Origin of the sequence: Streptomyces sp. 2131.1 (assembly GCF_900105515.1) — a bacterium.
Lineage (GTDB): Bacteria > Actinomycetota > Actinomycetes > Streptomycetales > Streptomycetaceae > Streptomyces > Streptomyces drozdowiczii.
The window spans coordinates 4353312-4374609 of the sequence record NZ_FNSY01000001.1; the positions used below are offsets into that span (position 1 = coordinate 4353312).

General features: G+C 72.3%; 14 protein-coding genes and 1 pseudogene. 7 read left to right on the forward strand and 8 right to left on the reverse strand.

Annotated elements, in window-relative coordinates; all coding sequences use genetic code 11:
- Window positions 1-59: 59 nt before the first annotated feature.
- Window positions 60-1427, reverse strand: coding sequence for an LCP family protein (locus tag BLW14_RS19635; protein WP_093708549.1), 1368 nt, complete (start codon window positions 1425-1427; stop codon window positions 60-62).
- Between the two features lie 277 nt (window positions 1428-1704).
- Here BLW14_RS19635 and BLW14_RS19640 point away from each other — a divergent pair, with 277 nt between their 5' ends.
- Complete coding sequence (locus BLW14_RS19640) at window positions 1705-2736, forward strand: glycosyltransferase family 2 protein (protein WP_093708550.1); 1032 nt, start codon at window positions 1705-1707, stop codon at window positions 2734-2736.
- Window positions 2737-2816: 80 nt separating this feature from the next.
- On the opposite strand, the gene BLW14_RS19645 is transcribed toward BLW14_RS19640, so the two are convergent.
- The 4 genes from BLW14_RS19645 to BLW14_RS19660 form a co-directional block, all read right to left on the reverse strand.
- Entirely contained in the window at window positions 2817-4289 is a 1473-nt protein-coding gene (locus BLW14_RS19645; protein WP_093708551.1) for an LCP family protein, read from the reverse strand.
- Window positions 4290-4548: 259 nt separating this feature from the next.
- A complete protein-coding gene (locus BLW14_RS19650; RefSeq protein WP_093708552.1) occupies window positions 4549-6261 on the reverse strand; it encodes an LCP family protein in 1713 nt (570 codons plus the stop codon).
- Window positions 6262-6517: 256 nt separating this feature from the next.
- Complete coding sequence (locus tag BLW14_RS19655; RefSeq protein WP_093708553.1) at window positions 6518-7873, reverse strand: LCP family protein; 1356 nt, start codon at window positions 7871-7873, stop codon at window positions 6518-6520.
- Between the two features lie 221 nt (window positions 7874-8094).
- Window positions 8095-8844: a TIGR03089 family protein gene (locus tag BLW14_RS19660; RefSeq protein ID WP_093708554.1), complete on the reverse strand. Its 750-nt coding sequence runs from the start codon at window positions 8842-8844 to the stop codon at window positions 8095-8097.
- Between the two features lie 132 nt (window positions 8845-8976).
- On the opposite strand from BLW14_RS19660, the pseudogene BLW14_RS19665 reads away from it, so the two are divergent.
- From BLW14_RS19665 to BLW14_RS19675, 3 genes and pseudogenes are all read left to right on the forward strand, one after another.
- Window positions 8977-9165: pseudogene (locus BLW14_RS19665) on the forward strand (hypothetical protein); the annotation flags it as partial.
- Window positions 9166-9275: 110 nt separating this feature from the next.
- Window positions 9276-10367: a mannose-1-phosphate guanylyltransferase gene (locus BLW14_RS19670; protein ID WP_093708555.1), complete on the forward strand. Its 1092-nt coding sequence runs from the start codon at window positions 9276-9278 to the stop codon at window positions 10365-10367.
- Window positions 10368-10457: 90 nt separating this feature from the next.
- Window positions 10458-11441 (forward strand): DNA-3-methyladenine glycosylase family protein, encoded by a 984-nt coding sequence (locus BLW14_RS19675; RefSeq protein ID WP_093708556.1) that lies wholly within the window; start codon window positions 10458-10460, stop codon window positions 11439-11441.
- Between the two features lie 130 nt (window positions 11442-11571).
- Here BLW14_RS19675 and BLW14_RS19680 read toward each other — a convergent pair whose 3' ends face one another.
- The 3 genes from BLW14_RS19680 to BLW14_RS19690 form a co-directional block, all read right to left on the reverse strand.
- Window positions 11572-12882 carry a coenzyme F420-0:L-glutamate ligase gene (locus BLW14_RS19680; protein ID WP_093708557.1) on the reverse strand — a complete coding sequence of 437 codons (1311 nt, stop codon included), beginning with the start codon at window positions 12880-12882 and terminating at the stop codon, window positions 11572-11574.
- On the reverse strand, window positions 12879-13835 hold the full coding sequence (gene cofD, locus BLW14_RS19685) for a 2-phospho-L-lactate transferase (protein WP_093708558.1): 957 nt from the start codon (window positions 13833-13835) through the stop codon (window positions 12879-12881). The genes BLW14_RS19680 and cofD overlap by 4 nt, the downstream gene beginning before the upstream one ends.
- Window positions 13836-14037: 202 nt before the next feature.
- Window positions 14038-14532: a cysteine dioxygenase gene (locus tag BLW14_RS19690; protein WP_093708559.1), complete on the reverse strand. Its 495-nt coding sequence runs from the start codon at window positions 14530-14532 to the stop codon at window positions 14038-14040.
- A 719-nt stretch (window positions 14533-15251) separates the two neighbouring features.
- Between BLW14_RS19690 and BLW14_RS19695 the strand changes: the two genes are divergently transcribed.
- The 3 genes from BLW14_RS19695 to BLW14_RS19705 all read left to right on the forward strand — a co-directional run bounded on the left by BLW14_RS19695 (window position 15252) and on the right by BLW14_RS19705 (window position 21292).
- On the forward strand, window positions 15252-15515 hold the full coding sequence (locus tag BLW14_RS19695) for a WhiB family transcriptional regulator (RefSeq protein WP_003968728.1): 264 nt from the start codon (window positions 15252-15254) through the stop codon (window positions 15513-15515).
- Between the two features lie 432 nt (window positions 15516-15947).
- The gene (locus BLW14_RS19700) at window positions 15948-19745 is read left to right on the forward strand and encodes a glycosyltransferase (RefSeq protein ID WP_093708560.1); all 3798 of its coding nucleotides are present in this window, start codon (window positions 15948-15950) and stop codon (window positions 19743-19745) included.
- Window positions 19742-21292: a DUF5719 family protein gene (locus BLW14_RS19705; protein WP_093708561.1), complete on the forward strand. Its 1551-nt coding sequence runs from the start codon at window positions 19742-19744 to the stop codon at window positions 21290-21292. The genes BLW14_RS19700 and BLW14_RS19705 overlap by 4 nt, the downstream gene beginning before the upstream one ends.
- Window positions 21293-21298: the final 6 nt, after the last annotated feature.

The window sequence follows — 21298 nt, forward strand, 5'->3', positions numbered from 1 at the left end:
CGCCGGACGGGCTGGGTGTGCCCGCGCGGCTCAGGCGCCGGACGGGCTGTCCGGCCGGCTCACGGGCACACCACCTGGTCCCCCTTCACCGCCCCGAACCTCCCCGGGTCCGGTTCCTCCGCGTGGACGCGCTCGACCTTGTGGTAGTTCTCGCCCGCCGTCACCCGCATCGTCGGCCCCTGTCCCGGCACCGCCCGCAGCTCCGCCCCCGGCAGCGCGGCCGCCAGTGATTTCGCGGACCGGTCCCAGCGCGGGTCGTACGTCACCAGGGTGTGCTTGAGGTCGTGCTGCGGTGCGGTGAGCGGGGCGCGGGTCGTGTCGAAGCCGGTGGCGTGCAGCGCGGCGTCGACGGTGGTGCCCAGGCCGTCCCGCGCGGTGCCGTTGTAGACCTGGACGCGGATCTGCTTCGGCGGGACGTCGACCTTCTTCGCGGGGACCTTCTCGGCGGGCCGGGCGGTGGTGAGGGGTTTGTCCTCGCGCAGAGCGGTGAACAGCTGCTTCGACTTGACCGGGTCCCACTTGACCGTGGAGCCGATCCCCTTGACCTGGAAGGCGACATCGCCCATCGGCACCGAGGCGAACTCCGACGAGGAGGGCGAGAAGCCCCGCATCGCCTGGCCGAGGGAGAGCATCTGCTCCGTGTCGAAGCCCCGGTCGGCCCGTACCGACCGCAGCGTCGTCGATGCGACCTCGCGGAACTTCACCGGGTTCAGCAGCACCCCGCTGCCCGTCGCCTGCTTGATCAGCGCGGCCATGAACTTCTGCTGGCGTTGCATCCGGCCCAGGTCGGCGGCCCCGTCGACGTGCCGGGAGCGTACGTACTGGAGGGCCTGGCCGCCGTCGAGCACATGGGTGCCGGCGGCGAGGTCGAGACCGGTGTACGAGTCCTTCAGCGGGCGGGCGGTGCAGATCTTCACCCCGCCGAGGGTGTCGACGGTGGTCATGAAGCTGGTGAAGTCGACCTCCAGATAGTGGTCGATCTTGACGCCGGTCATGTTCTCGACGGTGCTCACCGTGAGACCGGGGCCGCCCTCCGCGTACGCCGCGTTCAGTTTCACGGGGTGCGCCGCGTGCTCCTGGCCGGTCGTACGGTCCCGGTGCGCGGGGATCTCCGCGTAGCTGTCGCGCGGCAGGCTGACGACGCTGGCGCGCTGCTCGTCGGCCGACAGGTGGACCAGCATGATCGTGTCCGTGCAGTGGCAGGGCTGCCCGCCGAGGCGGTACTTCCGCTTCTCGTCCTGGGTGATCCTGTCGCGGCCGTCGGTGCCGACCAGCAGCAGATTCGTGCCGCGCCCCCCGGCGGGCCGGTTCTTCATGTCCTTGAAGGGGTCGATGCGGTCGATCCCGCTCTCCAGGTTCGTCACGACCGCGTGCCCGATCCCGCCGGCCCCCAGCACGAGGACGGAGAGCCCGGTCGCCATCCGCATGCCCCAGCGCGGCCGCTCGTCCTGCTTTCGCCGCCGCCTGCGCCGCGGGGGCGCGGGGCGGGGCCGGGTCGTACGGGGGGAGCGGTGCGGCGTGGGCACGAGGGACACCTCCGCGGTGCGAGGGGGACCGTTCGCACGGTAGGCCCATACGATCGTCATCCCGGGAGGCCGCCCGGCGGCGCGCACCGCTGTCCCCCATTCGCGGTAACGTGGCGGCCGAATTCCGCCTGGTGGGGTACGAGCCCCCGGCGCCCCCGAGGACCCACCCGAGGACCACATGTCTGCCGCGCAGCCTCCCGCCGTCTCCGTGATCATGCCGGTGCTCAACGAGGAGCGCCATCTCCGGAACTCCGTCCGCCACATCCTGGAGCAGGAGTACGCGGGCGAGATGGAGGTCGTGATCGCGCTCGGCCCCTCCACGGACCGTACGGACGAGATCGCCGCCGAGCTGGTCGCGGAGGACCCCCGGGTCCACACCGTTCCGAACCCCACCGGACGCACCCCCGCCGCCCTCAACGCGGCGATCGAGGCGTCCAGCCACCCGGTGGTCGTCCGCGTCGACGGCCACGGCATGCTCTCGCCGGACTACATCGCGACCGCCGTCCGGCTCCTGGAGGAGACGGGCGCGCAGAACGTCGGCGGCATCATGCACGCCGAGGGCGAGAACGCCTGGGAGGACGCCGTCGCGGCGGCCATGACGTCGAAGATCGGCGTCGGCAACGCGGCCTTCCACACCGGCGGCCGGGCGGGCCCGGCCGAGACCGTCTACCTGGGCGTCTTCCGCCGCGAGGCGCTGGAGAAGGCCGACGGGTACAACGTGGAGTTCATCCGCGCCCAGGACTGGGAGCTGAACTTCCGCATCCGCGAGGCCGGCGGGCTGATCTGGTTCTCGCCCGAGCTGCGCGTCCAGTACCGCCCGCGCCCCTCCGTCCGGGCGCTCGCCAAGCAGTACAAGGACTACGGCCGCTGGCGCCACGTCGTCGCCCGCTACCACGCCGGCTCCATCAACCTGCGCTACCTGGCGCCCCCGACCGCCGTCGTCGCCATCGCGGCCGGCCTCGTGGTGGGCGCGGCGGTCACGCCGTGGGCCCTGGTCGTTCCCGGCGGGTACCTCGCGGCGATCGTCGCGGGCTCCCTCCCGGCGGGCAAGGGGCTGTCGGCGAAGGCCCGCGCGCAGATCCCGGTCGCGCTGGCGACCATGCACATGTCCTGGGGCTACGGCTTCCTGACCAGCCCGCGCTCCCTGGCCAGGAAGGTCATCGCGAGCCGCCGCCCGGCGATCGCCGAGCCGGGCGCACCGGTGGCCTGACCCGGTCCTTCCACCTGGGGGTCGGACAGACGAGAGGGGGCGCCCGGCCGGACCGGGCGCCCCCTCTCGCGTACCGCGTGTCAGCTCTTTCCGTCCCACCGGTAGACGGAGTAGATGTCCATGCACTGGTTCTTGTCCGCCGCGTTGATGTCGTCCGCGCCGTCCGGGAGGTCACCCGCCTCGGCCTTGGGGGCCTTGTACGCGGTGCCCTCGCGCCAGTCCGCACCGACGACGACGGTCAGCCCGCCCGCCTTCGGGTCGGCCTTGACCGAGGACGTCGGGAGCCCCAGAGCCTTGGCCACGGACAGCGCGTCCGACTTGCCCTGGTCCCCGTCCTCCTTCGCGTACCGCACCACCGTGTCCTTGAGCGGCTCGGTGGTCCGCGCGGTGTCGGCCTCGGCGAAGCCCTTGCCGTGCAGGATGTCGGCGACCTCGCCCGCCCGCCCGTCCTTGGGCGCCTGGCCGACACCCGTACCGTTCACCACCGAGATGCCGAGGGTCGCCGGAGCGGCCGCGGGGGGCCCGGAGGGGGACGCGGAGGACGAGGGCTTCTTCTTCTCCTTGCCGTTCTTGTCGAACGCGACGTCCTTACGGAGCAGACTCCACAGGGCGTCCGCGGACTTGTCGATGGGAACGAGCTTGTTCCGGTCCTGCGACCACTCGGCCGTCGGCATCGTCGCCATGGTGATGCGTTCGATCGGCACGCTCTTGAGCTGCATCGACAGGTCGTACAGCTTTTTGACCGAACGGATCTCGTCGGACACCTGGAGGGCCTTCGTCGCCGTCTCCGCGAGACTCGTCAGCCGGCCCGCGTCCGACCAGAGGTTCTGCTTCTTCATCGTGCGCAGCATGGAGTTCATGTACATGTGCTGCGCCTTGGCGCGGTTCTGGTCATTGCCGAAGGCGTGCCGGGTACGCAGCCACTGGAGGGCCTGTTTGCCCTGCACCGTGTTCGTGCCCGCCGGCAGCTTGAGACCGGAGCCGCCGGGAACGAGGCGGGTGGGCTTGTCCCACACACCCGTCTTCACGCACACGTCGACCCCGCCGATCGCGTCCGCCATCGCCACCACGCCCGCGAAGTCGAGCATGATCCAGTGGTCGATGTAGACGCCGGTGAGCTTCTCCCAGGTGGTCAGCGTGCAGCCGGGACCACCCCGCTGGAGGGACTCGTTGATCGGGCTGTTGTCCGTCGCGGGGTACTTCTGACCCGTCTTGGAGTCCGTGCACTCCGGGATGTGGAGGATCGTGTCGCGCGGAATGCTGACCAGTGAGGAGTTCTTCCGGTCCGCCGAGATGTGCAGCAGCATCTGGACGTCGGCCCGCGGCTTGTCCCCGACCGTGTCCCTGCTGCCGCCGAGCTTCACGTTCTCCGCGCTGTTGCGGCTGTCCGAGCCGAGCAGCAGGATGTTGAGCGGGCTGTTGCCCTCGGCATCCGGCGCGGCCTTCTTCACACCGCTCTCGCCGCCGCTGCGAGCACTGCTGCGGATGTTGTTGTTGAGATGCCGGTAGTAGAGGTACCCGGCGGAGGCGGTGCCCAGGACGAGCACCGCCATGGATATCGCTATCCACTTGAACACCCGGCGTTTCCGCGACTTCTTCGCGGCCCGTTTACGTGACTTGCCGCGCCGGTGGCTGCTCGCGCGGCCACCGCCGGCGTCACCCGGCTCAGCGCCATCCGGGCGCTCGCCGACACCCTCGTCCCCGCTCTGCCGGCGGGAGTGCGTGCGCGACCGCGTCCCCTCCCCGGGCGTGCTGCTCCGTCCCACCGGGACCCCCCTGCTGTTCAAACTCGTGCGGTGTGGTGACGCGGCGTCACTTGGAGCACCCCGCCGACTCGGCGCTGGACTTCGGAATGTCGATCTTCTTCGGTCCGGTGATCGGCGTCCCCGCCGCCTTGAAGTCCTTGCCCAGCGTCAGCACCATCGCCTGAAGCCCCTCGGCGTCGGTGGTGCCCGGCTTCATCGCGGAGCCGGGCAGCCCCATCATCTCGGCGAGGGCGCGGGCCTGGTCCGCCTGGTTCGGGGCGTACTCCAGCGTCGTCTTGGCGATCTTCTCCGGCGCGTTGGCCTTGTTCGTGGACTTCAGGACGCCCTTGGTGTTCTGCAGCCAGGTGACCGTCTGCTGGGCACCGCCGGCGACCTCGCCGCCGTTGTACACATCGACCCGGACGTCGGCCGCGGCCGCCTTGGTTCCCTTGAGGAGCGCGTCCTGCTTGCTCTTGGCCTTCTTCTTCTGCGCGGCCACCTCGGTCAGTGAGGTGTCGTCGCGCAGCATCGAGAACAGCTGCTCCGCCTGCGTCGGGTGCGGGACGACCGTGACGGGCGTGGGCTCGTCGGGGTTGTCTATCACCGGCATCGTGACGAACGTGATGTTCTTCGTGTCCGTCTTGGTGATCTCCTTGGCGAGCGAGCTGAGCTTCTTCACGTCGCCGATCGGCTTGTCGACCGTCAGGGCCTTCGTCGCCGCGTCCGCCACCTTGAACAGCTTGGTCGGGCTGGTCAGTGTGTCGTCCGACTTGGCCTGCTTGATCATCGAGCCCATGAACTGCTGCTGGCCCTTGATCCGGTCGAGGTCGCTCTCGTTGGAGTACGCGTGCCGCGTCCGTACGAACGCCAGCGCGTCCTCGCCGCTGACCTTGTTCGGCCCCGCCGGCAGGTTGAGGTGGGACTTCGGGTCGTCGATGGCGTGGTCGAGGCAGATGTTGACGCCGCCGACCGCCGTGGACAGGGTCTTCACCGCGTTGAAGTCGACCATCATGAAGTGGTCGACCTTCACGCCGGTCAGCTCCTCGACCGTCTTCATCGTGCAGCCGGGGTCGCGGCCGCTCTCGCCGAGGCTCCTGTTGAACCGGACGTGCTGCGTACCCGGGATGGTCTTCTCGGAGCCGTCCTCCTGCACGGCGGTGCACTCCGGGATGTCGGTGATGAGGTCGCGCGGGATGCTCATCGCCGTGGCGTTGGTGCGGTCCTCGGAGACGTGGAACAGGATGTTCGTGTCCGCGTGGCCGACGCTGCCCTTGTCGCCGTATCCCTCGTTGCCCTTACCGGTCCGCTTGTCCGTACCGATGATCAATATGTTGATCGGGGCGTTGGCGGTGACGACGTCCTTGTTGCCGGCGTCGCCGATGTCCACCGTGTTGATGTTGCCGTTGAGGCGCTGGTACAGCCAGTAGCCACCCGCCGAGAGGCCGACGAGCACGAAGGCCATCGTGCCGCCCGTCCACAACAGCGCTTTCTTCTTCCGCGACTTGGGGGCCTTGCGCTTGCGGCGTCCCGGGCCGCCGTCGCCGGGGGCGGGGCGCTCCTGGCCGCGCGGCGCGTTCGCCGCCCGGCGCCCGCCCTGGCGCGGCACCTCGGCGCTGCGGCGGGGGGAGCCGTCCGAGGTGGCGCGGCGGGGTGCGTCCGAGGGACCGCGCTGCGCCGGAGGGACCGAGGACCGGGGGGTGTGCCCTCCGGAGTGGTTCAGTCGCAGTTCGTAATCGCCGGTGTCCGGGTTGAGAACCCACTGGTCTGCGGGATCATCCATGTTGTCCGCCCGCCCACGGCTTTGCGCATCCACGGTTGCTCGAGTCCTCCGTCGGTGCCACGCGAGGCGCCTCCCCCGAAAAGGCGCTCAGTCTTGCTCTCCAGAAGTGCGCGGCCGGACGGCCGGAAGCACCGGATCGCGTCACACTATCCGTCCCATTCGGCGTCCAGCGACGCGCGTGACGCATTCCACGGCCCTTACAACTGGGCATTCTTCCCATTGCGCGCGGAATGTTGGTCTCTGTTTGGCCATTGCTTTACTGCTTGCACAGGTCGGTCGCGGCATTGTTCCCCGAATACGTGGGTGTGGGAGACGGCCCCGACGCGTCGGCCGCGTCCGGGTTCCCGTCATCGCTCTTGTCGTCGTCCTTCAGCTTGTCGGCGGGCACCACGGCGACCGGCTTGTCGTCGCGCAGCTGCTTGAACAGCTTGTCCGCGTCGGGCTGCACCAGTTCGTCCCGGTTCCGGTTCAGGTGGTACGGCTGCCGGGGGACGGTCAGGAACTGGACCTTCTCGGTGGGGACGTCCCGCATGCCCCGCACCAGGTCGTACAGGTCCTTCAGGCTGTCGAGGCCCGGATCGGTGGTGAGCGCCTTCGTGGCCGCGTCCAGCACCGGGTAGAGCCGCGTCGGGTTGAGCAGGACACCGTTGCTCTGCACCTTGTTGACGAGCGCGCCCAGGAACTGCTGCTGGCGGTCCATCCGGTCGGTGTCGCTGCCGTTGCCGAGCGACTTGCGCGCCCGTACGTAGCCGAGAGCCTGCTCGCCGTTGAGCTTGTGGCGGCCCGCCCCGAGCTTGAGGTGGGCGTCCTTGTCGTCGACCGGCTCCTTGAGGCAGATCTCGACCCCGTGCACCGCGTCGACCATGTCCTTGAAGCCGTTGAAGTCGACGACCATGTGGTGGTCGATGCGGATGCCCGTCATCTTCTCGACGGTCCGGATGGTGCAGGCGGTCCCGCCCATCTCGAACGCCCAGTTGAACTGCGCGAACTGGGCCCTGGTGGCGGTCTTGTCCGCCTTGTGGCAGACCGGGATGTTCACCATCAGGTCGCGCGGGATCGACATGGCGGTGGCGCTCTTCCGGTTCGCCGCCAGGTGCAGCAGGATCGTCGTGTCCGAGCGCTGTGAGCCGCCGTCGTCGCGGCCGTACTTGCGGTTGTCGCCGGCCCGGCTGTCCGAGCCGATGAGCAGGATGTTCTCCGCGTCGTGGACGACGGAGACCGGCCGCTCCTTCTCGTACGCCTTCAGCTCCGCCGCCGCCGAGGTGTCCGTCCGGATGTTGCCGTCGAGCTTCTTGTACAGCCACCAGCCGACGCCCGCCGCGACGAGCACGAGGAAGGAGACCCCGAGCGCCGTCCAGCGCAGCCAGTGCCGCTTCCGCTTGACGGTGATGTCGACGGCGGCGCCCCCGCCCTCGTTCTCCGGGTTGGGACCGGGGCCACTGCCCGATCCGCTACGGGTCTCCCCGCCGGGGGTGGACGTCTCGGAGGGCTTGCTGTCCTCGCCGGGCGGCGGTGCGTCGTCCCCCGCGGCGGGCGGCGGAGCGTCCGGCGTCCGGTCCTCGCCCGCGGCCGAGTCGTCGGGGTCGCCCGGAGTGCCGGCGCTTTCGGTCACGTCTGCGTCCATCCTTCACGTTCGGCGGCGCGCTGGGCCGCCGGTCGCAGAAGTAGACGGCTGAACCTCACGCTTGGTTGTGCCTGGGGGAGACCTCTGGTGGTCCGTACCGCCGATCATGTACCGGAGTTGAGCGCCGATGCGGGGGACTCGGCCCACGATGGGCCGGACGGGTGCCCCTCGGGCCTCTTGTCACACCGGTCCCGCGGGACGCCCCTCCGTCACACCGTCAGCGTGACCCGCTCGCTCTCCACCCGCTGCGCCAGCACGTCTGCGCCCACCCGGTCGAGGTGGCGGCACAGGACCACGGAGCCCCCGGTCGCGAGGGGTGCGTAGAGCCCGGCGGCGAGCCCGTCCCAGGTGTCGTACGAACGCCCCGTCAGCAGCCGCGAACCGGCGGACAGGCCCAGCGCCGCTCCGTCCTCGCGGGCCCGCGCCACCAGCTCGGCCGCAGTGAACGAGGCCCCGCCCACCGTCAGCGCCGGCGCGTCCGGGTCCACCGGGGCGAACGGTGCGAACCGGTCGCCCTGGCCCGGCACCTCCACCGCGTAGTCCGCGAACCCCTCGGGCGTCTGCGGGAACCGCCCGCCCAGCGGACGCAGCGCCAGGGCGATCCGCTCGCCCGGGCAGGCCCGCGCCGCGTCCAGCGTGTCCGGCCCCGAGACGACGAGATCGGCGGCTGCCGGGTCGCCCTGCACCTCGGCCACCACGCCCACGGAGGCGCAGGCGAGCAGCCAGACCGCGGACTGCCAGTGCGCGGGGAGCAGCAGCGCGAGCCGGTCGCCGGGCTCGGCGGCCAGGTCCCCCTGGAGCAGGTTGGCGGTCTTGGCCACCCAATTGGCGAAGGTGGCCACCGACAGTTCGACGCGCTCCGAGGTGGCGTCGTCGTAGAAGGTGACCAGGGGGCGGGCCGGGTCCGCGGCGAGCGCGGAACGCAGCAGGTCGGCAGGGGTGCGGTCGCTGGCGTTCATGGGCGGAAGCGTACGCGGCCGGGCCGGACGCGGTAGCTGCCGCGTACACCGGTCCGGCAGACGGGCCGTCAGCTGCCGGGGACCGTCCGGGTGGCCGGAGTTGTCCGGGTGTGTCAGGAGACGTATGTGTCCGGCATCGATCCGAAGGGCAAGGTGCGCCTGGTCTCGACCGGCGGCGGCGCGTACAAGAAGGGCAGGAGGGTCGAAATGAACGTCATCTCGGGTCACCGCGACGGATTCGCAACCGATCGCCCGGGAGCGCGTCTCTACAAGAAGCTCGGGACCGCCCGCGCCACGGCGGCCCGTCTGCAGGGGCGCTGACACCCGCGGCACACCTGCTGCGGACCGCTGGCCAAGGGTCGTCCCCGGGCTCTGCATACACTGGCCAGCCGTAACGAGGCCCGGCCCCAGCAGGAAGCGAAGACAGTGCTGTGACAGAGGCAAAAGAAGCGATCCTCCTGGTCGGCGGCAAGGGAACCCGGCTGCGCCCGCTCACGGTGCACACGCCCAAACCCATGGTTCCGGCGGCGGGCGTCCCTTTCCTCACGCACCAGCTGGCCCGTGCCCGGGCCGCCGGGGTCGAGCACATCGTCCTCGCCACCTCGTACCTCGCCGAGGTCTTCGAGCCGTACTTCGGTGACGGTTCCTCGCTCGGCCTGCACATCGAGTACGTCACCGAGCGCGAACCGCTCGGCACCGGCGGCGCCATCCGCAACGTCGCCCACCGCCTCGCCTCCGGCCCGGACGAACCGGTCCTCATCTTCAACGGCGACATCCTCACCGGACTCGACATCCGGGCCCTCGTCGCCTCGCACGCCGACTCCGGCGCCGACGTCTCCCTCCACCTGACCCGGGTCGACGACCCGCGCGCCTTCGGCCTCGTCCCGACCGACGACACCGGCCGCGTCACCGCCTTCCTGGAGAAGCCGCAGACGCCCGAGGAGATCGTCACCGACCAGATCAACGCCGGCGCGTACATCTTCCGGCGCTCGGTCATCGACACCATTCCGGCCGGCCGCCCGGTCTCCGTCGAGCGCGAGACCTTCCCCGGCCTCCTCGCCGACGGCGCCCACCTCCAGGGCATGGTCGACTCCACGTACTGGCTGGATCTCGGCACCCCGCAGGCGTTCATCCGCGGCTCCGCGGACCTGGTGCTCGGCCGCGCCCCGTCCCCGGCCGTGCCGGGCCGCTGCGGCGACCGCCTCGTCCTGCCGACCGCCTCCGTCGCCCCCGACGCCAAGCTCTCCGGCGGCACGGTCGTCGGCGAGGGCGCGGTGATCGGCGCGGGCGCCCGGATCGACGGCTCGACCGTCCTCGCGGACGCGGTCGTCGGACCCGGCGCCGTGATCACGGACTCCCTGGTCGGCGCGCGCGCCAGGATCGGCAGCCGTACGGTGCTGGCCGGCGCGGTCGTCGGCGACGGCGCGGAGGTGGGCGCCGACAACGAGCTGCGGGACGGCGTACGCGTCTGGTGCGGGGCGCACCTGCCGGACGCGTCGGTGCGGTTCTCCTCGGACGAGTGAGCGGACCGGCCGCCCGGCCCGTACGCGGACCGGATGGCTGAAAACAGCCGTACCCTCGACAGGCAGACCCGACGACCGAGGACCTCATCCGTGGCAGGACGCTTCGCTCCCCGCAACGCCCGGCGCGCGCCCGTCCCGCACCAGGCGGCGGCCACGCCCGTACCGGCGGCGCAGACCCGCGTCTGGACCCCGCCGGGCCCGCTCGACCTGCGCCTCGTTCTCGGCCCGCTGCGCCGCGGCCCCGCCGACCCCACCTTCCGGATGGTCGCCGACGGCTCCGTCCGCCGGGCCAGCCGCACCCCCGAGGGCCCCGGCACGCTCCACGTCGTCGTCCGCGACGGCCGCGTCGAGGCGTCCGCCTGGGGGCCCGGCGCGCCCTGGCTGCTGGACCAGCTGCCCACGCTGCTCGGCGAGGGCGACGACCCGGCCGCCTTCATCCCGCGCCACCGCCTCCTCGCCCAGACCCAGCACCGCCGCCCCGGACTCCGGCTGCTGCGCACGGGTCTGGTCCTGGAGTCGCTGATCCCGTCGGTCCTGGAGCAGAAGGTCACGACGGACGAGGCGTACCGCGCCTGGCGCCTCCTGGTGCGCCAGTACGGGGAGCCGGCGCCCGGCCCGCAGGAGTACGGCCTCTACGTCATGCCGGACGCCCGCACCTGGTCGCTGATCCCGTCCTGGGACTGGCACCGCGCGGGCGTCGACAGCAAGCGCTCGGCGACGATCCTGCGCACGGTCAGGGTCGCGCGCCGCATGGAGGAGGCGGCCACCATGGACCTCCCCGACGCGCTGACCCGCCTCCAGGCGATCCCGGGCATCGGCCCCTGGACGGCGGCGGAGACCCTGCAACGCTCCAACGGCGCCCCCGACGCGGTGACGGTCGGCGACTTCCACCTCCCCGGCATCGTCGGCCACGCCCTGGCCGGCAACCGCAACGCCGACGACGAGGAAATGCTCGCCCTCCTCACCCCGTACGAGGGCCAGCGCCACCGGGCAACCCGCCTCATCCTGCTCTCGGGCGCGACCCCACCCCGCAGGGCACCACGCTTCCAGCCGAGGGACATCGCGAGGCTGTGAGAGCCGGGCCGGGCCAGACCCAAACCCGTCCGGCGATTGAGGACCGGGGTCCGGGGGGCAGAGCCCCGAACGGCCCGTCGGGGCTCAGGTCACATGGAGTCAGGACCCCGGAACACGGCGCCGGAGGCGCCTACCGCACGACGACGAATTCCTCCGCGGAACGCCCCACCCGCGGCCCGGGGGCCGCAACCGCCTGCCCGACGGCCACCGCGCCCAGCGGGTCCCAGGACGACGGCAGCCCCAGAACATCCCGCACCACATCCCGGCAGAACATCGTCGAGGACACCCACGCCGACCCCAGCCGCTCCCCGGCCAGCGCGACCAGGAAGTTCTGGATGCCCGCGCCCGCCGCGACGACGAACATCTCGCGCTCCGCGCCGTCCCGCCGCTCGTCCCCGTACGTATGCGAACCGTCCATCACCATGCACGGCACGACCAGATACGGCGCCCGGCGCAGCACATCGCCCCGCCGCACCCGCTTCGCGATCGACTCCTCGCTCTTGCCGTCGTGCCGCAGGTCCGCGATCCACGCGTTCCGCATCGCGTCGAGCAGCCGGGTCCGCGACTCCGCCGACTCCAGCAGGACGAACCGCCACGGCGTCGTGTGGTGCGGTGCCGGCGCGGTCACCGCCGCGGCGACCGCACGCCGTACCGCCCCGGGATCAACCGGCTCGTCGGTGAACTCGCGGACCGTACGCCGCTGGGTCACCGCCTCCCGTACCGCCTCGGAGGTCCCCAGCCGGAACATGTCGTCGGCCGCGACCCGCACCATCGCGCGGGCGCCCTGCTCGTCGCCCGCGTCCACGACGTGCCCGAGGCCGCGCACGACCGCGACGGGCAGCCCGTCCGCCTTCCCCTTGACCAGGTCACCCGCGGCGGCCAGCTCGTCGGCGGTGGCGACCACGGTCGCGCTGAGCGGATTGCCGTACGCGTCCTGCCCGCCCCGCAGGTCGTCCAGCACCCGCACCCCGGCCGCGCCGATCGCGACGTCGGTCAGCCCGTTGCGCCAGGGCCGGCCGAAGGTGTCCGTGACGAGGACGCCGACCTCCACGCCGAGGGCCGCCCGCAGCCCTTCCCGGATCGTCCGGGCCGACGCGTCGGGGTCCTCGGGGAGCAGCAGGACCGTGCCGGCGGGGGTGTTCGACGCGTCGACGCCGGCGGCGGCCATCACCAGGCCCTGCCGGTTCTCCACGATGCGCAGCGGACCGCGCCGGGCCACCACCCGTACCGTCTCGGCGTCGATCGCCGCCTCGCGGTCGGTGGCCTCGACGATCCGGCCCTCAGCCTTGGAGACGATCTTCGAGGTGACGAGCAGGACGTCGCCGTCGACGAGCCCGGGCCCGGTGGCCGCGATGAGCTTCGCGAGGTCGTCCCCGGCCCGCACCTCGGGCATGCCGGGCAGGGCCCACACCCGGTAGGAGGGGGCGTCGGCGGCGCTCACGCGCGGACCTCCCCGGCGAGGGCCAGCGCCTGACGGGCCATCTCGGCGGTGGCGGCGACGTCGGTCATCATCAGCGGCACGGCCCGGCAGCGGATGCCCGCCGACTCCACCCGCCCGACCGCGCCCGCGTCCACGGTGTCGACGAGCCAGCCGTCGAGCAGCCCGGACCCGTAGTGCTCGGCGACCGCGGCGGCCGTCGACTCGACGCCCACGGCCGCGAGGACCTTGTCGGCCATCCCGCGCACGGGGGCGTCCCCGACGATGGGGGAGAGGCCGACGACCGGCACCCCGGCCTCGGCGATGGCCTCGCGGATGCCGGGCACGGCGAGGATGGTCCCGACGGAGACGACCGGGTTGGACGGCGGGAAGAGGATGACGTCGGCCTCGGCGATGGCCTCCAGGACGCCGGGCGCGGGCTTCGCCTGCTCCGCCCCGACGGGCACGATCGCCCGCGCCGGTACGGAGGCCCGCAGCTTCACCCAGTACTCCTGGAAGTGCACGGCCCGGCTCTCGCCGTCCTCGTCGATCGCCACATGCGTCTCGACGCGGTCGTCGGACATGGGCAGCAGCCGCACACCCGGCTTCCAGCGGGCGCAGAGCGCCTCCGTGACGGCGCTGAGCGGGTAGCCCGCGCCGAGCATCTGCGTACGGACGATGTGCGTGGCGAAGTCGCGGTCGCCGAGCCCGAACCACTCGGGGCCCACGCCGTACGCGCCGAGCTCCTCCTTGACGTGGAAGGTCTCGTCGGTCCGGCCCCAGCCCTGCTCCTCGTTGATGCCACCGCCGAGGGTGTACATCACGGTGTCGAGGTCGGGGCAGACCTTGAGCCCGAACAGATGGATGTCGTCACCGGTGTTGCCGATGACCGTGATGTCCGCGTCGGGCGCGGCCTCCTTGAGACCCCGCAGGAAACGAGCACCACCGATACCGCCGGCCAGAACCACAATGCGCATGCGAAACAGTCTGTCAGGCGAAGCCTGGTCCTTGTCGGGGTGGTGGCGGGCGACGGGTGGGACTGTCAGGCGGAGCCTGGTCCTTGTCGGGGTGGTGGCGGGCGACGGGTGGGACTGTCAGGCGGAGCCTGATCCTTGTCGGGGTGGTGGCGGGCGACGGGTGGGACTGTCAGGAGCTCGGGGCTTCAGGGACGGCGGCTGTTCAGGCCGTCGCGACCGCTGGGGCGCACTGCGCGGTGTGCATCGGCATATCGGTGAGGCCCGGGTAGTAGACGTGCAGACTGACGGCCGGTTCGAGGGAGTCGTTGACGACGTCGTGGAGGTAGCCGGGGGCGAAGACGCGCTGCGCCCCGGCGCCCAGCGTCCGCTTCCCCCGGTCCGTGCGTTCGGTCAGTTCGCCGTCGAGCACGGTCAGCACGCCGGAGGACGGGCCGTGGTCGTGGAGTCCGCTGCCCTGTCCGGGCACCCAGCTCAGCAGCCAGACCTCGTAGCCGGGTCCCTTGCGCAGGCGGTGGTACCAGCGGCTGGTGGCGTCGTACTGGACGAGCGGGGCCCACAGGTCGCGGTCGGCGGCGATGGTACGGGCGAGGCCGACGAACTCGGCCACGGTGACGGGGTGTTCGCGGGCGGGGCGAAGGAGGTGCTGGACCTCCAGGAGGTCGCCGGCGATCTGGAGGTCGCTGTCGCTGCTGTTCATGGGAGCGGTGGTTCCTCGGCGGGGTGCGAGTACGGCGTGGGGTGCGGTGGGCTCGTCGTGAGGACCGGGGCCGTGGGGGCGCTGGGGCCGTGCGGGGGAGGTCCCGGGACGAGAGGGCCGAGCCGGAGCGGAAGCTACGACGGCGTCGGCGGGATCAACAGCTCGGCGGGATCAACAGCCGAGACAGCTGGAACAGCAACAGCGAGCCTGGACAGCGCTACGGAACCCGCAGGCGCGGGTGGCGTGCATCGCTGAGGTCACTGGCATGCCAACAAGGAGAACCGGAGAACTGTCCACTGTCAACCCAATGCCCGGTTTGGCGGCAGTGTTTCACCTCATCCGGTTACTCCGTCCGGAGAAAGGTTTTAGCGGCCTTCGACGGGGACAGGTGGCGCAACAGTCGTGCCGCCAAACGCGGGCGCGGCACCGTGACCCGAATGTGATCTTGGTCGCTTCAGTGATCGAATCGAAACGTGTCCGCGTCGGCGGGAGTTTGTCTCCATGGCGGGTGGGTACGCGCGAGAGCCCATGGCATATGTCAGGTTTTTGGTGATTTGAACACTTAACGCATACGGTTGGTGCCGCAGGGTGAATACCGGGGCCAATAGCAGATCTGGGCTTGACCAGCCAGAGCTACACGCTTGTAATTTCACCCGTGTCGTTCGGCCGATTCGGTAACGGCCGCATCACGGGACGCAAGAGACGGACGAGGGGCGCAGATGACCGAGCTGTTCCAGCAACTGCTGGTCGAGGACGCGGACGAGGAGCTCGGCTGGCAGGAGCGCGCACTGTGCGCCCAGACAGATCCCGAGTCCTTCTTCCCCGAGAAGGGCGGATCGACCCGCGAGGCGAAGAAGGTCTGTCTCGCCTGCGAGGTCCGGTCCGAGTGTCTGGAGTACGCCCTCTCCAACGACGAGCGGTTCGGCATCTGGGGCGGCCTCTCCGAACGTGAACGCCGACGCCTGAAGAAGGCTGCGATTTGATCGAGTTAATCGGGCCGGCCGTTCCGACCGGCCCGACCCACCGCACACTCCATGGCCCGCCGCCTGCCCCCGCAGGCGGCGGGCCATCGCCGTACCCGGCACCCGCCGCCCTCATGCCCGTGCCGTACCCGGCGCCCGCCGCCCCCATGCCCGGGCCGTCCCACCCGCCTCCGGCCGCCGTCATGGCCCGTCCTCGCCCGCGCTCCGCAGCGCAGCCGCCCGGGTGTCCGGGAGGCTCCCGCGCCGGCGGTCCCGCCCCGTCGTCGCCCCGGCGGGTCTCCTCGCCCACCGCTCGGCGCACCCCGGGTTTGTCCGTACCGTTAGTGTGGGGCCCCGTCCGAGACGCGCCAACGACCCGACAGAGCGCGCGTGTACACCGATGCAGCCCCCGGGGTGACGTCCCCCGGACCCGGCCGGAGGGCCCGTACCTCGATGTCCGTGCACAGCCAATCAACGGCGCCGTACGCGGCCGCCGCCGCCCCCGAGTTCCCCCGGCATGTCGTCACCGCCGTGCTCGTCTCCCACGACGGCGCACGCTGGCTGCCCGACGTGCTCGCCGGGCTGCTCGGCCAGGAACGCCCCGTACAGAACGTCGTCGCCGCCGACACGGGCAGCGCCGACGACTCCGCGCGCCTGGTCACCGAGGCGCTCGGCGCCGACCGGGTCCTGCACCTCGCGCGGCGTACGAGCTTCGGCACCGCCGTCGACGAGGCGAGCCGCACGGCCGGCGTCCTCACCCCGGACGACCTGCCCTACCTGAAGCGGCCCAGCGGCTGGGACCCGGTCACCCGGACCTGGCACGACGAGGCGTACGAGATGCCCGAGCTGCCGCACGGCGAACCGGTGCAGTGGCTCTGGCTCCTCCACGACGACTGCGCGCCCGAGCCCGACGCGCTCGCCGAGATGCTGCGCGTCGTCGACAACGACCGGCACGCCGCGATCGTCGGCCCCAAGCTGCGCGGCTGGTACGACCGCCGCCAGCTCCTGGAGGTCGGCGTCTCCATCGCCAACAGCGGACGCCGCTGGACCGGCCTCGACCGCCGCGAGCAGGACCAGGGCCAGCACGACCAGGTCCGTACCGTCCTGTCCGTCTCCACCGCCGGCATGCTCGTCCGGCGAGACGTCTGGGAGGAGCTCGGCGGCTTCGACCGCAGGCTCCCGCTGATGCGCGACGACGTCGACCTGTGCTGGCGCGCCCACATGGCGGGCCACCGGGTGCTCGTCGCCCCCGACGCCGTCCTGCGGCATGCCGAGGCCTCCGCGCGGGAACGCCGCCCCATCGACTGCGCCGGCCGCAATGTCGCCAGCCCGCACCGCGTGGACAAGGCGGGCGCCGTCTACACGATGCTCGTCAACGCCCGCGGCAAGAAGCTGCCCTGGGTCATGCTGCGGCTCGTCCTCGGCACCCTGCTCCGCACCCTCGCCTACCTCGTCGGCAAGGTCCCCGGCCAGGCGCTCGACGAGGTCACCGGCCTCCTGAGCACCCTGCTGCGCCCCGGCCGCATCCTCGCCGCCCGCCGCGCCCGCGGGAAGGGCGTGGTCGACGCCGCCGAACTGCGCGGCCTCTTCCCCGCCCCCGGCGCCACCGTGCGCGCGACCGTCGAACAGGTCGCCGGCAACTTCGGCGGCGGCTCCGACACCGACTCCGGCGGCTCCCGGCACGGCGCCGTGGAGTCCGGGCCCGGCGGCGACGACGCCGACTACCTGGAGATCGACCAGTTCGCCCGGCTGAAGAAGGTCGGCCGCAAGCCCGGACCGGTCCTCTTCGCCCTGCTGCTCCTGGTCTCCCTCGTCGCCTGCCGCGGCCTCATCGGCGGCGGCGCGCTGGCCGGCGGCGCCCTGCTGCCCGCCCCCGGAGACGTCTCCGACCTGTGGGGGCGCTACGCGGACGGCTGGCACACCGTCGGCACCGGCGGCACCTCCACCGCCCCTCCCTACCTCGCCGTGATCTCGGCGCTCTCCGCGCTCTTCCTCGGCTCCACCGGCTTCGCCCTCACCCTGCTGCTCGTCTGCTCGGTGCCGCTGGCCGGGCTCACCGCGTACTTCGTCACCCGCCCGCTGCTGCCCTCGCGGCTGCTGCGCGCCTGGGCGAGCATCGCGTACGCCTTCCTGCCCGCGGCGACCGGCGCCCTGGCGACCGGCCGCCTCGGCACCGCCGTCCTGGCCGTCCTGCTGCCGCTGATCGCCCGCACGGCCGTCTCCGCACACGGCATGCGGGCCAGCGGCAACGCCCGCGGCAGCTGGCGCGCCACCTGGGCGTACACCCTGCTCCTCACTCTGGCGATGGCGTTCACGCCGATCGTGTGGCCGCTCGCCGTGGTCCTCGGCCTCGGCGTCCTCGCGCTGCGACGCGACGACATCACCGCGTACGGGCTCCGCTTCCTCGCCGCCGTCGGCACCCCGCTGCTCGTCCTCGCGCCCTGGTCGCTGTCGCTGCTGAGCAGCCCGTCCGCGTTCCTGAAGGAAGCCGGCCTGGAGACCGGTACGGGCTCCGCCTCCGCGCTGGACCTGCTCGGCATCAGCCCCGGAGGGCCGAAGGCCGCGGGCAGCGTCCTGCTCCTCGGCATCGTCCTCGCCGCGCTCGCCGCTCTGCTGCGGGGGGAGCGGCAGTTCGCCGTCCGCGCCGCCTGGGCGGCCGCGCTCGTGGCCCTGGCGTTCGCCGGGCTCGCCAACGGTTCGGGCTGGGCGGGCCCCGCCACCCTCGTCTACGGCGCCGCGCTCATCGCCGCCGCCCTGGTCGGCGCGGACGGCGCCCGCATCCGCGTCGCCGAACTCAGCTTCGGCTGGCGCCAGCCGGTCGCGGCCCTCATCGCCCTCGCGGCGGGCCTCGCCCCCGTGCTGGCCGCCGCCGGCTGGATGATCGGCGGCGCGGCCGGGCCGCTGGAGCGTCGCGACCCGGTCCAGGTGCCGGCGTTCGTCGCGGAGGAGAGCGGCACCCGCGACCAGCCGCGCACCCTGGTCCTGGGCGGCACCTCGTCCGCCTCCGTCGACTACACCCTCGTCCGCGGCTCCGGCGCCCGGCTCGGCGACGCCGAACTGGCCGCCGCGCAGGGCGGCAACAGCCACCTCGACAAAGTCGTCGCCAACCTGGTCGCCGGCTCCGGCGCCGACCAGGGCAGCCAGCTCAGCGGCTTCGCGATCCGTTACGTCCTCGTGCGCGACGGCGCCCCCAAGCAGATGAGCCGGGTGCTCGACGCGACCCCGGGTCTCAGCCGGCTCAGCCAGCTGGACGGCAGCGCCCTGTGGCGGGTGGACCGGCAGGTCGCCCGGATCATGATCGTCCCGCCCGCCGCCGGCGACGAGCCGCTCCCGGTGGGCTCCCAGCCCGTCGAGGCGCACACCAAGATCCCGGCGGGCGGCGCCGGCCGGGTACTGCGGATCGCCGACGCCGCCGACCCCGGCTGGCAGGCCACGCTCGACGGCCGCGCGCTGACCGCCAAGACCGTCGACGGCTGGGCCCAGGGCTTCGAGCTCCCCGCCGAGGGCGGCACCCTGGACCTCACGTACGAGGCCCCTTTCACGCACACCGTGTGGATCTGGGCGCAGGTCGCGCTCGCCGTCGTCCTCGTGGTCATGGCCCTCCCGGGCCGCCGCCGGGAGATCGACGACGACCTGCCCGAGGAGGCCGAGGCGGTCGCCGCCGAACCGGTCGCCGGTGAGGGCCGCCGTGCCCGCAGGCTGCGCGCGGCCGCCCTGGCCGAGGCCGAAGCGGGGGAGCAGGACGCGGAGGGCCTCCAGGAACAGGGCCTCCGGGAACAGGAGGAGACCGGCGAGCAGCCGGCGTACGTTCCCGCCCAGCAGGACCCGGAAACCGGACCGGCCCCCGAAGCCGCCCCGGAGAACGACGACAGCGTCTTCGTACCGCTGCAGCAGTACGGCGAGTGGGACGCCCAGCAGGGCCAGTACCAGGACGCGGGCTACCAGCAGTACCAGGACGGCCAGTACCAGGAAGGGCCGTACCAGGGCGGCCAGTACACCGAGGGCGGGCAGCAGCCGGACGCCGGCGGCTACGACCCGTACGGCTATCCGCAGTACCAGGAAGGCGGCCAGTACGCGGGCCCGTACGACCCGCCCGCGTACGACCCGCAGACCTACGACCAGAACGGGTACGGCCCCGAGGCCGGGCAGTACGGCGAGCAGCCCCCGTACGACCCGCAGAACCCCGAGAACCCCGCCCCGGGCCAGAACCCGTGGCCGACCGGTAACGCATCGCGAGGCGAGTCCGAGTGAAGTCCACCAGCAGCCTGTCCCTCATCGCCGGGGCGGTCGCCCTGGCCGCAGTCACCGGCTTCGCCGCGGTCAACGTTCCGGACGGCGGCGGCACGACGGAGGCGAAAACGGCCGCGCGGCTGCCCGTCGAACGCACCAGCCTGCTCTGCCCGGCCCCCGGCCTCTCCGACCTCTCGGAGACGGCGTACACGGCCTACACGCCGCCGGGCGGGAGCGGCGGTTCGGCCACCGCCGGCGAGGCCGCGCTGGTGTCGTCCGCGAAGGACGAGGCCGCAACGGACGAGAAGTCCGATGAAAAGGACAAGAAGGACAAGAAGAAGAGCAAGAAGGACAAGGAAGCGGACAAGAACAAGCCGGTCGTCTCCCTCAAGGAGCCCGGCAAGCCAGCCACCGGCGAGGCGTCGGGTGCGGACTCGCCCGCGCTCGTCGGCACCGCCACGGGCCGTCTCGCACCCGGCTGGACCGCCCAGCAGACCACCACCATCGAGGCGGGCGACGGACGCGGCCTCCTCGGCATCAGCTGCACCGCGCCGGACACCGACTTCTGGTTCCCGGCGGCCAGCACCGCCAAGTCCCGCGAGGACTACGTCCACCTCACCAACCCGGACGACACCGCAGCCGTCGCCGACATCGAGCTGTACGGCCCGGACGGCACCCTCAAGTCGGACGTCGGCGAGGGCATCACGGTCCCGGCGGGCTCCGGCGTACGTGTCCTGATCTCGACGCTCACGAGCAAGGCCGCCGACGACGTGACCGTCCACGTCACCACCCGTACCGGCCGGGTCGGCGCCGCGGTCAGGACGGCTGACGAGACCACCGGCAGCGACTGGCTCCCCGCCTCCGCCGAACCGGCGGGCACGCTCGTGCTCCCCGGCATCCCGGCGGACGCCACCTCCGTACGCCTGGTGGCCTTCGCCCCCGGCGACGACGACGCCGACCTCACGCTGAAGCTGCTCGGCAAGAGCGGCGCGATCACCCCGGCCGGTCACGAGGAACTGCACGTCAAGTCGAACATGACGGCCGGAATCGACCTGAAGGACGTCACCCGCGGAGAGGCCGGCTCGCTGATGCTGGTGCCCTCCGAGAAGGGCAGGGCGACCCTGGTCGTCGCCGCCCTTCGGGTGGTCCGGGGCAAGGGCGCCGACCAGGAGGTCGGCTACATCCCGGCGACCGGCCCGGTGGGCGCGCGCGCGACCGTCGCCGACAACCGGTCCAAGGGCTCGGTCCTCTCGCTCACCGCCCCCGGCGCCGCCGGCACGGTCAAGGTCACCGCGTCGGCGGGCAGCGGAGGCGGTACGCCGGTCAGCAAGACGTACAAGGTCGCGGCCGGCACCACCATGGCGGTCACCCCGCCCGTGCCCCAGGGACTCAAGGGCACCTACGCCCTGACGGTCGAGACCCTGTCGGGCGGCCCGGTCCACGCCGCGCGCACGCTCACGGTGAAGGTGGACGGCATCCAGATGTTCACAGTCCAGACCCTGTCGGACGACCAGGGCACGGTGGAGGTCCCGGCGGCCCGGCAGGACCTGTCCGTACTCGACGACTGAGGGCGG